At 67.3% G+C, this 12,121-nt stretch carries 9 protein-coding genes; all 9 read left to right on the top strand.

Translation table 11 applies throughout. The annotated features are described in order from the left end of the window. The first annotated feature begins 24 nt into the window (after positions 1-24). The 9 genes from J7643_12170 (at position 25) to wecB (ending at position 12,105) form a co-directional block, all read left to right on the top strand. Positions 25-4,719, top strand: coding sequence for a translocation/assembly module TamB domain-containing protein (locus tag J7643_12170; protein MBO9541337.1), 4,695 nt, complete (start codon positions 25-27; stop codon positions 4,717-4,719). A 141-nt stretch (positions 4,720-4,860) separates the two neighbouring features. Continuing rightward, complete coding sequence (locus tag J7643_12165) at positions 4,861-5,550, top strand: response regulator transcription factor (protein MBO9541336.1); 690 nt, start codon at positions 4,861-4,863, stop codon at positions 5,548-5,550. Positions 5,551-5,565: 15 nt separating this feature from the next. Next, on the top strand, positions 5,566-6,606 hold the full coding sequence (locus J7643_12160; GenBank protein MBO9541335.1) for a hypothetical protein: 1,041 nt from the start codon (positions 5,566-5,568) through the stop codon (positions 6,604-6,606). A gap of 119 nt (positions 6,607-6,725) precedes the next feature. Next, entirely contained in the window at positions 6,726-7,100 is a 375-nt protein-coding gene (gene rplS / locus J7643_12155) for a 50S ribosomal protein L19 (GenBank protein MBO9541334.1), read from the top strand. Positions 7,101-7,185: 85 nt separating this feature from the next. After that, positions 7,186-8,070 (top strand): ribosome biogenesis GTPase YlqF, encoded by an 885-nt coding sequence (gene ylqF, locus J7643_12150; protein ID MBO9541333.1) that lies wholly within the window; start codon positions 7,186-7,188, stop codon positions 8,068-8,070. Between the two features lie 88 nt (positions 8,071-8,158). Then, positions 8,159-8,596 (top strand): ribose 5-phosphate isomerase B, encoded by a 438-nt coding sequence (gene rpiB, locus J7643_12145; protein MBO9541332.1) that lies wholly within the window; start codon positions 8,159-8,161, stop codon positions 8,594-8,596. Between the two features lie 18 nt (positions 8,597-8,614). Continuing rightward, a complete protein-coding gene (locus J7643_12140; GenBank protein MBO9541331.1) occupies positions 8,615-9,883 on the top strand; it encodes a serine hydroxymethyltransferase in 1,269 nt (422 codons plus the stop codon). Positions 9,884-9,929: 46 nt separating this feature from the next. Continuing rightward, positions 9,930-10,967, top strand: a complete 1,038-nt coding sequence (locus tag J7643_12135; protein MBO9541330.1) for an undecaprenyl/decaprenyl-phosphate alpha-N-acetylglucosaminyl 1-phosphate transferase — start codon at positions 9,930-9,932, stop codon at positions 10,965-10,967. Further along, on the top strand, positions 10,960-12,105 hold the full coding sequence (wecB, locus tag J7643_12130; GenBank protein ID MBO9541329.1) for a UDP-N-acetylglucosamine 2-epimerase (non-hydrolyzing): 1,146 nt from the start codon (positions 10,960-10,962) through the stop codon (positions 12,103-12,105). Before J7643_12135 ends, wecB begins: the two co-directional genes overlap by 8 nt. Positions 12,106-12,121: the final 16 nt, after the last annotated feature.

The raw sequence follows: 12,121 nt of genomic DNA, 5'->3' as shown, positions 1-12,121 counted from the left end.
TATCGGGTGCTCCAACGAGGCGCCGTGAAAGAGACCGAAGACCTCGCGCCCTCGACGCCGCCCCCGGCTTCCAGGGTGTCGCCGATAACCGTTATCAGCCGCTTGTTGCTGCTCATCACCTGCCTCCTGGGCGGGGTGCTCGCGGTTGCCGGGTTGTCCTTCTATCAGTCGCGCCATGCCCTGCTCCACGAAGGGGTGCGGGCGGTCGAGGCGGCCGTCTCCACCGCGCTCGGCGTGCCTGTCTCGGTCGGCAAGGTCGAGGGCCCCTTCTGGAACGGCCTGACGATCCGCGACGTCAAGATCTACGGCTCGCACCGCAAGGGGGCGCCGGTCATCGCCCAGGCGCCCCGCATCCGCGCCTCGTACTCGATCCTCGAGATCCTGAAGCTGGGCAAGCACCCGGTCATGGTGGACGTCTACCAGCCGCGCTTCGCCCTCTCGCGCACGGCCACCGGCTCGATCGACTACGCCCCGACCTTCGCCGAGGGCCCGGGCGAGCCCGCCAAGCTTCCCAACCTGCCGCCCATCCGGATCCGGGTCCACGACGGCCGCGCCGCCTGGCGCGACCGGGGCATGTACCGGGTGCCCGACTTCCGGGCCGAGGTTCGCTCCCTTTCGGGGCAGGTGGACATCGTCGACAAGGTCCTGAAGTTCCAGGCCAGTGGCCAGGAGGCCCCCGCGCGCCTCACCGCCCAGGGCTCGATCCATCTTGAGCGCATGAACGGCCAGGTCGACGCCGAGGTGCAGGCGCTGCCCACGGCGCGCTGGGTCAATTACCTGGCCTCTTCGCCCGACTTCGTCATCACCGGCGGTGCTGCGAGGGTCGCCACCCGGATCCAGTGGGAGAGCCCCGAGACCCTCCAGCTCAAGGGCGACGTGCAGATCGCAAACGCTTCGCTCGACGCGCGCGGGGTGCGCCTGCCGGTGCAGGACATCCAGGCGCGGGCCGCCTTCGACCTGCACGAGGTCGTGGTGAGCGAGGCGAGCGGTGCCATGGCCGGTAACCGCTTCTCGGCGACCGGCAAGGTGCTCGATCTGGGCAAGCCCGCCATGCGCCTGCGCTTCACCGGTGGCTCCCAGAAGATCGACGTTGCGACCCTGGTGCCCCTGGTGCCGGAGCTCGCCGACTACGGCATCGGGGGCCTCGCGCAGGGCACCGCGGTGGTGAGCGGGACCACCCTGCATCCGGTGGTGGATGCCAAGGCGACCCTGGCCGAGGGGCGGGTCCTCAAGCAGACCGCCCGCGACCTGTCCGCCGACATTCACTACGAGGGGATGGACGTCACGATCCCTCGCTGGCAGGCGACGCTCAACGGCGGCTCGGTCACCGGCCGCTCGGGCTTCACCCTCGAAGAGAACCCCAAGCTTACGACCGAAGCCCGCTGGAGCGGGGTGGACGTACCCGAGACTCTTGCGCGCTACGTGAGCGACGTGCCGAGCCTCGGCGGCAAGCTGGAAGGCCAGGTCAGCGTCACCGGGACCACCTTGCGACCCGTGGCGACGGGCTCGGTCCGGGTGATGGACGCGCGCTACGCCGCGCAGTCCTTCTCGGAGGCTTCTCTCGCCTTCTCTTATGCCGATCACCGCTGGCAAGTCCCGCAGGGCGCAGTGGGGCTCGGCGATGGCGCATTGCACTTCTCGGCGCATGGCACCGAGACGGGGGTCTTCGCCGGTCGCTTCGACGCGCAGGCCCTGCCCCTCGAAGCGCTCGGTCCTCTCGGCGTCGAGGCCCCGGTGCGGGGTAGCGCCTCGGCGAACGGCTCCTTCGCGGGCGATTGGACGCGCCTGGCGGAAGTTCGCGCCAAGGGCGAGGCCCAGCTTCGTTCGGCGCATATCGCCGAGCAGGCGGTGGATCAAGCTTCCGCGAGCTGGGCGGTCGAGAGCGGCCAGTTGGCGCTTTCGGGCCTCTCGGCGGCCCTTGCCGACGGTTCGGTGACGGGGGACGCCCAGATCGATCTTTCGCCGTCGCGCAAGTTGCCCCGGTTGCGGGCGGACTTTGTGGCCAAGCACCTCGAGCTTGCGCAGCTCGAGCCCTTGCAGGTCGAGCTCGCCTCTCAGACCGGCGAGCTGAAGGGGCGGGTCTCGGCCACCGGCAGCATTGAGAGCGACGGCAAGGCCTGGCGCATGCAGGCCGAAGCCCTCGGTACCAGCCTCGACGCGGCGCGCCTGGGGCGCGTGGAGCGCGTCTCGGGTCCGGTCTACTTTGGTCACGAGCGCCTGACCTTCCCCGAGTTGGCTATCCGGCTGCCCAAGGGGGTGCCGGCGACCGTGCGCGGCTCGCTCGCTTTCGACCGGCCGGAGCCTGCGGCTGATCTGGAGGTGAGCCTTCAGGACGTGAGCGCTCGGGACCTGATGGGCGCCGTCCACTGGGAGCAGCTGCTGCGTGGGACCTGGATCGATAAGCGCTTCGGCGAGAAGGCCCCCGAGGGGCCGCCCACGCTGCTCGCGACGCTCGCGGACGACAAGCTCTCGGCGGCGAGCGGCTCGATCCCTCTCAAGGACCTGATCGCCCACTGGCAGCGCCGCCACATCGAGCCGCTGAGCGTCGGCGAGGAGGTCGCCGGATCCAAGCGTCCCTTCTGGGCGGCGGTGGACGGTCGCTTCAACCTGGAGCTCGCCTACCAGGGCCTCGTGTCCCAGCCCGAGGTGCGTGTCCGTGCGCGCCTCAAGGACGGGAGCCTCTACGGCCACTCTTTGCGCAACGCCAACTTGACGGCGGTCTATCGCAACCAGCGCCTCTACGTGCCGGTATTCGACGTGTTCGAGACCGCGGACACCGGGGCGGCCCTCCAGGCACGCGGCGTGCTTGGCGAAGACGGCACCCTGGCCATCTACGGCAGCAACCTGGACCTGAGCTGGGCCAACCCGTACCTGCGCGCCCAGGAGCTCGCGCTCACGGGGCGCGGGGGCTTCACTCTGCTGGCGAAGGGGGATCTGGCCGATCCGCGCTTCGAGATCGTCGCCGAGATCGGCGGCGGCGCCGTCGGGCCTGCGACTGGCAAGCCCAAGGTGGACGAGGAGAACCGCTTCACCTTCAACCGCGCGGAGGCCAAGGCATCGTACTACCGTGGCCGGGTGAACATCGAGCACTCCAAGATCGTCAAGGACGGTCACGAGGCCCACATCTCGGGCAACCTGCCCATCTTCCCGGCCATGGCAGGCGACAGTCTCGAGATGGCCCTCGACCTCAAGGACGAGAGCCTCGCCATCGTCACGGCCCTCACCCGAGGCGAGATCCTCTGGAAGGGCGGCCCCGGCAGCGTGACCGTCAAGCTGGCCGGCACCCTCGAGGCTCCCGACCTCTCGGGCAACATCGACCTGCGGGGCGTGACGATCCGCGAGCGTAACCTCAAGAACGACATCACCGACATCCGGGCGCTGGCGACCATCACGTCCAAGGCCATCTCGATCGAGCGCGCCACGGCCCTCTATGGCAAGGGGAGCCTGCTTGCGACCGGTCAGGTCATGCTCAAGCAGTTCCAGCCCGACAGGCTGCGCCTGCAGGCGATCGCGCGCCAGACCCACTTGGAGATGACGAGCGGCCTCTACAGCGGCCTGGTCGACGCCTCGGTGGAGGTCGGCGGCACGGTGCGCAGGCCGGTCGTCGGGGGGACGGTGAGCCTCAGTCGGGGCACGGTGGACCTGGACGCCATGATGGGCGGCGAGGGCGGCGGCGCGAACGCTGCGCCCGCGGAGCCCGCAGTGCCCATCGAGATCAAGGAGCTGAACCTGCGCATTCCGAGCGCTATCACGGTGCTCGGCAACAAGGCCGTGATCTCGCTGGGGGATGCGCGCATGTTCGAGGCGAACATCGACGGCGGTCTGATCGTGAACGGCATGCTCGACGCCCCCCAGGCGCGGGGCACCATCAACGTGCGCAGCGGCACCTTCGTGCCGCTCAATAGCCCCTTCGACATCGTGGGCGGGACCGTCGAGTTCTTGGGCCAGGGGGTCAATCCCGACGCCGTCGAGGGCTTCGAGGACCTGTTGCCTCTCTTCGCCACCTCGCCGGAGAACTCCAAGCTTCCGAACGCACGCCTCAACGTCATCGCCAAGGGTCAGGTCTACGACTACAACCCTCTGGACTTCCCCAACCCGACCCAGTACCCGAACGGTGGGCTGCTCGAAGTCAAGGTGACGGTCACCGGCAGCCTCCAGAACATGGAGCGCAAGTTCGAGGCCACCAACGTGCCGCTGATGTCGCAGGATCGCATCGAGAAGGTCCTCGGCAAGGAGTACCTGGTCACGGGCGTCATCGGGGGCGGGCTCAAGCAGGGCGGCGAGAATGGCGAGGATATGACCCGCACCATCGTGACCACCGAGGTCTCGGGCTTCCTCTCGACGGCGAGCCGCCGCTTCTTCAACCCTGTCACCTCGGGCCTGCAGAACTTCCTGCCGCTCGAGTCCTTCGGCTTCGACCTGGTTTCGATCGCGAACAACAGCGAGAAGATGGCGATCTTCTCGGGGCTGGGGCTCAGCCCCTCCATGTACACGGAAACCAAGCCCCTCCTGGGTGGGATCTCCCTCTCGGGGCGCTACACCTTCCGCTCCGGCGGCAAGAATGTCTACCAGACGGGCTTGAACTATCGCTTCAACGAGTTCCTGTCCCTGCAAGCGGGCGTGGACAACAACGACATCCAGGGCGCGACGAAGCCGGTCATCCCAAACCTCGGCGAGGTCAACCCTTCGGCCACCCTGAACTGGCAACGTCGCTTCTAGGCCTTAAGACCTCCTTAGTGATTTCTTGTCAAGGTTAAGGCCCGGTGATAGAATCAGGTTAAGAAACCCCCTTGATGTGGGTAAAATGCCCGTGCGCGAGCTTTTTCACCGAGCGACTCACGCGCTTGCAAAGGAGTGGCAATGGCCGAGAAGATTCTGCTTGTCGACGACGAAGAGATGATCGTCGAGTCCATTGAGTTCGCCCTCATGCAGGAGGGTTACGAGGTCGTCAAGGCCCACGATGGACAAGAGGCCCTCCAGCAAGTTCAGCTCGCGAAGCCCAACCTGATCGTTTTGGACCTGATGCTGCCCAAGCTGAGCGGCCTCGAAGTCTGCCGTCTGCTCCGTCGCGAGCAGAACGACATTCCCATCATCATGCTCACCGCCAAGGGCGAGGAGATCGACCGCGTCATCGGCCTCGAGGTCGGCGCCGACGACTACCTGATCAAGCCCTTCAGCCTCCGCGAGCTGGTCGCCCGCATCAAGGCCCTGCTGCGCCGCAGCAAGCCCAGCGACGCCGAGAACAAGAGCAAGGTCTTCCAGCACGGCGACCTGATGATCAACCTCTCGGAGCACCGGGTGATGGTCGGCGATCGCGAGGTCGAGCTCTCGCCCAAGGAGTTTAAGATCCTCGCCATGCTCATGGGCACGCCGGGCCGCGTCTTCTCCCGCGAAGAGCTGCTCGAGCAGGTCTGGGGCCTGGACTTCTACGGCGACACCAAGACCGTCGACGTCCACATCCGCTGGCTGCGCGAGAAGATCGAGGAAGATCCCTCGAACCCCAAGTTCATCCAGACCGTTCGCGGCTTCGGCTACCGCCTGGGCGCCTAGCCCCGGTCGCCGCCCATGCCGCCGCGTCCGCAAAAGCTGGGGGGCGCCGAGCGCGACAACCTGACGGTCTGGAGCGGCCAGTCCGGTTGGCACGAAGCCTATGCCCTCAAGGTGAGCGACCCCCGTCAGGGGGTCGCCCTTTGGCTGCGTTACGTGCTGGTTTCCCCCGTCGAGGGGGATCCTTTCGTCGAGCTCTGGGGGGCGGCCTTCAACGGGGCCGGCGCTAACAAGCACATTATTATCCGTGAGGTGCGGCCCTTCGAGCAGGCGCGCTTCGACACCCGACCCTTCGCCTTCCAGATCGAACGTGCGCTTTTGACCCACAAGAGTGCGCGCGGCCGGATCGAGGGCGACGCCCAGCGCCTCGCCTGGGTCCTGCACTGGGAGGGGGCCACCTCCTCCTTCAGGCCTTACCCCTTCAAGGCCCTCTACGACACGGGCTTTCTCGGGACCAAGCTCTTGGTGCCGAACCCCGATCTCAAGATCAGCGGCGAGGTCCTCTTCAACAAGCGGCGCATCGAGCTCAACGGCGCCACCGGGGTCCAGCTCCACTCCTGGGGGCCGGGCCTGCCCAGAGGCTCGGCGTGGGCCCACTGTGCCACCTTCCGCGAGGATCCGGAGGCCTCCTTCGAGGCGATCTCCACCGATCCGGGCGGCGTGCTCAGGCCTCGCCTTAGCGCCTTCCGCTTCCGCTACGACGGCGAGGAGCACGTGGTCAACGACCTGCGCCAATTGCTCGGCGCCAAGGGTCGCTACGACCCGAGCGGCTGGTACTTCGACGTGGTCCAGGGCGATCGCCGCTTCGAAGGCACCATCGAGGTGCCCTACGGCCGCTCGGCGGGCCTCGCCTACCAGGATCCGGCCGGGGAAGCCGCCTACTCTTACCAGACCCAGCTCGCCAACATGACCCTCGCGGTGTACCGCAAGCAGGGCAACGCCTGGAAGCAGGAGCACGAGCTGACGGCCGAGGCCTCTTGCGGCCTTGAGGTCCTCACCCGCACCCCGGATCCGGAGATCCCGCTTGCGATCCACGATCCGGTCGAGGCTGAGGGTTAAGATCAGGTTGCATCTCAATTTTGACTGTGATAAACTTCCAGATCGCAGTACCTGTTTGCCACTGACCGGCCCCATGGCCGGCTCCGCATTTCGTCGGATCCATATCTAAGGAGACACCAATGAGCACCCGCCTGATTGCGCGCGACGTCATCAACGAGATCGAGAAAGCCCAGCTCAAGGAGTCGGTGCCTGCGATCAACCCCGGCGACACCGTCAAGGTCTACGCCAAGATCGTTGAGGGCGGCAAGGAGCGCATCCAGGGCTACGAAGGCGTCGTCATCAAGCGCCGCGGCTCGGGCCTCAACCAGACCGTGACCGTCCGCCGCATCTTCCAGGGTGTGGGCGTCGAGCGCGTGTTCCTGCTGCACTCGCCCCGCATCGACAAGATCGAGGTGCTGCGCCGCGGTGATGTCCGTCGTGCCAAGCTCTACTACCTCCGCGGTCTGCAGGGCAAGGCTGCCCGCATCAAGGAGAAGGCGCGCAACGCCAAGTAGGCCTTACAGCCTCACGAGCCCCGGAGCCGAAGCCGTCAGGCGCATCGCTCCGGGGCTCGCCCTATGTATTTTTTAGGAAGAGACCATGACCGATCCCCACCTCGACGAAGAAGAGGAGAAGCCCTCCTCCCCCTATCCCACCGTCCAGTGGTTCCCGGGGCACATCGCCAAGGCTCAGCGCGAGCTGAGAGAGAAGCTCCAGATCATCGACTTCGTGCTGGAGCTGGTGGACGCGCGGATCCCCGCGAGCAGCCGCTTCGGCCAGACGACCGAGCTGATCAAGGGCAAACCCTCGATCGTGGTCCTGACCAAGACCGACCTGGCCGATCCCGCCCGCACCCAGGCCTGGATCAAGCTCTTGCGCAGCCAGGGGCAGCCGGCGATCGCCATGAACTCGCTCAAGGGCGAGGGGATCTCCCAGCTCAAGCAGGAGATCGCCAAGCTCAACGAGGTGGTGCAGGCCAAGGTCAAGGCTCGTGGCCGCCTGCCGCGTCCCGCGCGGATCATGGTGGTGGGCCTGCCGAACGTGGGCAAGAGCTCGCTCATCAACCGTCTGACCCGCACCGGCCGCGCCAGGACCGGCGACAAGCCGGGCGTCACCCGCGCCGTCTCGTGGATCCGTATCGGCAAGGACCTGGAGCTGATGGACACCCCGGGCATCATCCCGCCCAAGCTGGGTGAGCCCATCGTCGCCCTCAAGCTCGCCATGACCGGCGGGGTGGGCAGCCAGGCCTACGACCCGGTCGAGGTCGCGCGCTTCGCCATCGAGATCCTCAAGGAGCACGCTCCCAAGACGCTCGACGCCTTCGGCCCCGAGCCCAGCCTCGAGGTCATCGGCCGCAAGCGGGGCTTCCTCAAGCAGGGCGACCAGGTGGATCACGAGCGCACGGCCCGCACCTTCCTTACGGACCTGCGCGGCGGCGCGCTCGGCCCCCTCACCCTGGACGATCCGGCCGCGCACGGCGGATAGAACGGCTGCTTTCGGGCCTCGTTGAAACGCGATATACTGGCATCCGTACGCTGAACGCCGGTGCAAGCCGGTACCAGGAGGACTTGATTTGCGCATCGCGCTCGGTAGCGACCACGCCGGCTTCGACCTCAAGGAAGCCCTCGAGGCCTGGCTCCTTTCCGAAGGCCACACCGTCTCGGACCTTGGCTGCCACGACACCACCCGCACCGACTACCCCCCTATCGCCCACGCGGTCGCCCGCGAGGTCGCTTCTGGCAACGCCGAGCGTGGGGTGCTGGTCTGTGGTTCGGGGATCGGGGTCTCGATTGCGGCCAACCGCATCGAGGGGGCCCGCGCGGCCCTGGTCAACGAACCCGTCTCGGCGCGTCTCTCGCGCGAGCACAACGATGCCAACATCGTCTGCCTGGGCGCGCGCCTGGTGGGCCCTGATATGGCCCAAGAGATCCTGCGGGTCTTCTTGGCGACCCCCTTCGAGGGGGGGCGCCACGAGGCCCGCGTCGCCATGATCGACGCCGTCACCCGCTAAATATACGAGGAGCCAGCTTTGAACGAGTTTCCGCACCTTCGCCAGGCCGACCCCGATATCGCCGCCCTGATCGACGAAGAGCTCGGTCGCCAGCGTCACAACCTCGAGCTCATCGCCTCCGAGAACTTCACCAGCCAGGCGGTGATGGAGGCCATGGGCACGGTCCTCACCAACAAGTACGCCGAGGGCTATCCTGGTAAGCGCTACTACGGCGGCTGCGAGTTCGTCGACGGCGTCGAGACGCTCGCCATCGAGCGCGCCAAGAAGCTCTTCGGGGCCGAGCACGCCAACGTCCAGCCCCACTCGGGTGCTAACGCCAACACCGCGGTCTTCGTGGCGGCTCTCAAGCCCGGCGACACGGTGCTCGGCATGAACCTCGCCCACGGCGGCCACCTCACCCATGGCAGCCCCGTCAACTTCTCGGGCCTGTTCTACAACATCATCCCCTACGGGGTGGACGAGAAGACCGAGCGCATCGACTACGAGGCCCTCGAGAAGCTCGCCCAGGAGCACAAGCCCAAGATGATCATCGCGGGGGCCTCGGCCTACTCGCGCCAGATCGACTTCGCGCGCTTCCGTCAGATCGCGGACTCCGTCGGCGCCCTCCTGATGGTCGACATGGCCCACATCGCGGGCCTGGTGGCGGCGGGTCTGCACCCGAGCCCCGTGCCCCACGCCCACTTCGTCACCACCACCACCCACAAGACCCTGCGCGGTCCGCGCGGCGGCATGATCCTCTGCACCGCCGAGTGGGCGAAGGCCATCGACAAGGCGGTCTTCCCCGGCACCCAGGGCGGTCCGCTCATGCACGTCATCGCGGGCAAGGCCGTGGCCCTCAAGGAGGCTCTCGAGCCCGCCTTCGCCGACTACCAGCGCCAAGTGATGGCCAACGCCAAGCGGCTGGCCGAGGGCCTCGCCAAGGAAGGCCTGCGCATCGTCTCGGGCGGCACCGACACCCACCTCTTCAGCTTGGACGTCCGCTCGGTCAGCCTGACGGGCAAGGTCGCGAGCGCCGTGATGGACGAGGTCGGCATCACCGTCAACAAGAACACCATCCCCAACGACCCTGAGAGCCCCTTCGTCACCTCGGGTGTTCGCATCGGCACCCCCGCCGTGACCACCCGCGGCATGAAGGAGCCCGAGATGGACCGCATCGCCGAGGCGATCGTGAGCCTGTTGCGCGACCCCGAGAACCCGGTGGTCCGCACCCAGGTCGAGCGGACGGTCGCGAGCCTCTGCGCCGCCTTCCCCCTGTACGAGGGGGTGCCGGCGGGTAGCGTGAAGTAAGCCTATCGTGCCCGATTACTGGCTGCTCGTCGTCGCCCTGTCCGTGATGGCTCCGTGGCTCGCCACGGACATCCTCATCCCGTGGGTCGTCCGCCTTGCCTACAAGATCGGCAAGGTGGACACCCCGGATGCGCGCAAGGTCCACACCATCCCCATCCCCCGCCTGGGGGGCGTCGCCATCTTCGCGGGCTTCCTCATCGGCCTGGCGGCCATGGAGCTGCTGGTGCCAGGTGAGCTCTTCGCCCTCGAAGGGCCCCTGCGTGGGGTGCTGATCGGTGGGGCCCTGATGTTCCTCGTGGGCATCGTCGACGACCTCAAGCCGCTCAACGCCAAGGTCAAGTTCGGCCTCCAGATCCTGGCAGCGCTCGCCGCCTACTACTACGGGGTGCGGATCGAGTTCGTCTCGAATCCCTGGGCGAGCGGCCTCTACTTCTTGCCGGGCCTCATCCCGGTGGCGCTGACGGTCTTCTACCTGGTCGGCATCACCAACACCATCAACCTGATCGACGGCCTGGACGGGCTCGCGGGCGGGGTCAGCCTGATCGCGGCGGGCACCATCGGCATCATCGCCCTCCAGACCAACCAGCCCATCGCGGGGCTGATGGCCCTCGCCCTCGCCGGGGCGACCATCGGCTTTCTGCGCTACAACTTCAACCCGGCCAAGATCTTCATGGGGGACGGCGGGGCCCTCTTCCTGGGCTTCACCCTCGCCTCCATCTCGATCATGGGCGTGCTCAAGCTGGTGGCGGCGGTGGCCTTCGCCCTGCCCCTGCTCATCCTGGGCGTGCCCATCCTGGACACGGCCTTTGCCATCCTGCGCCGGGCCTGGAACCGCAAGCCCATCTTCAGCCCGGACCGCGGCCACCTGCACCACCGGCTGCTGGATGCGGGGCTGACCCAGCGGCGCGCGGTCCTCGTCATCTACGGCATCTGTCTGACGCTCGCCGGCACCGCCCTCTGGCTCGCCGGGGTCGAGGGCGGCTACCCGGTCCTCTTGGCGGGCGGCTGCTTCCTGGCTTACGGCATCTTCCGTCTCTACCGCGCCTCGCGCCTCACGACATCCAAGGAAACCAAAGGTGAATAAACCCACTGTTCTCTGCGTCTTCGGCACCCGCCCCGAGGCCATCAAGATGGCGCCGGTGGTCCTTGCGATCGCCAAGGCTCACGATCTGGACCTCAAGGTCTGCGTCACCGCCCAGCACCGTCAGATGCTCGACCAGGTCCTGGACCTCTTCGGCATCGTCCCGGACGCTGATCTGGACCTGATGCAGCCGGGCCAGACCCTGCCGGACCTCACGGGCCGGGTCCTCACCCAGCTCACCCCCGTCCTCAAGGAGCTCAAGCCCCAGCTGGTGCTCGTCCACGGCGACACCAGCACCACCATGGCAAGCAGCCTGGCCGCCTTCTACGAGCAGATCCCGGTGGGGCACGTGGAGGCGGGCCTGCGCACCGAGGATCTCTACAACCCCTTCCCCGAGGAGATGAACCGGCGCGTGGCGAGCCAGCTCACCCGCCTGCACTTCGCCCCGACGTCCAAGGCGGTCGATAACCTCCGCCGCGACGGGATTTCGAGCGAGGGGATCTTCCTGACGGGTAACACGGTCATCGACGCCTTGCTCGAGACCGCCGGCAAGATCGACGCCCCCGCCACCGGTCGCCGGACGATCCTGGTGACGGCCCACCGCCGCGAGAACTGGGGCGAGCCCCTGCGCGACATCTGCTGGGCGGTCCGGGATCTGGTCGAGCGCAACCCCGACGTGGACGTGGTCTTCCCCGCCCACCTGAACCCCATCGTCCAGAACACCGCCCGCGAGATCCTGGGCGGGCTCGACCGAGTGGCGATCATCGATCCGCTCGATTACGCCCCCTTCGTCAAGGCCATGAAGGAAGCGACCCTCATCCTGACCGACTCGGGCGGCGTGCAGGAAGAGGGGCCGAGCCTCGGCAAGCCGGTGCTCGTCATGCGCACCACCACCGAGCGCCCCGAGGCGGTCGAGGCGGGCACCGTCCGCCTGGTGGGCGTCGAGCGCGAGGTCATCTTCAACAACGCTCAGGAGCTGCTGGACGACCCCGCGGCCTACGCCCGGATGGCGAACGCGGTGAACCCCTACGGCGATGGTCATGCGGCTGCGCGCATCGTCGAGGCGATCCGCTTCTTCTTCGGTCTTAGAAGCGATCGCCCGACCGACGAGTTCCACCCTCAGGCGCCCGTGAAGGCCTGATCTGACTTCGAAGAGC

It is taken from the genome of bacterium (assembly GCA_017744355.1).
In the GTDB taxonomy this organism is placed as follows: Bacteria; Cyanobacteriota; Sericytochromatia; order S15B-MN24; family UBA4093; genus JAGIBK01.
Note: the sequence above shows the minus strand (reverse complement) of the source record. Positions and strands in the feature narration are given on the sequence as shown.

Bases quoted from the DNA above. Each gene is read 5' to 3' on its own strand.
- J7643_12135 (MBO9541330.1), top strand. From the start codon at position 9,930: ATGGCTCCGTGGCTCGCCACGGACATCCTCATCCCGTGGGTCGTCCGC.
- J7643_12160 (MBO9541335.1), top strand. From the start codon at position 5,566: ATGCCGCCGCGTCCGCAAAAGCTGGGGGGCGCCGAGCGCGACAACCTG.
- J7643_12165 (MBO9541336.1), top strand. From the start codon at position 4,861: ATGGCCGAGAAGATTCTGCTTGTCGACGACGAAGAGATGATCGTCGAG.
- rplS (MBO9541334.1), top strand. From the start codon at position 6,726: ATGAGCACCCGCCTGATTGCGCGCGACGTCATCAACGAGATCGAGAAA.
- ylqF (MBO9541333.1), top strand. From the start codon at position 7,186: ATGACCGATCCCCACCTCGACGAAGAAGAGGAGAAGCCCTCCTCCCCC.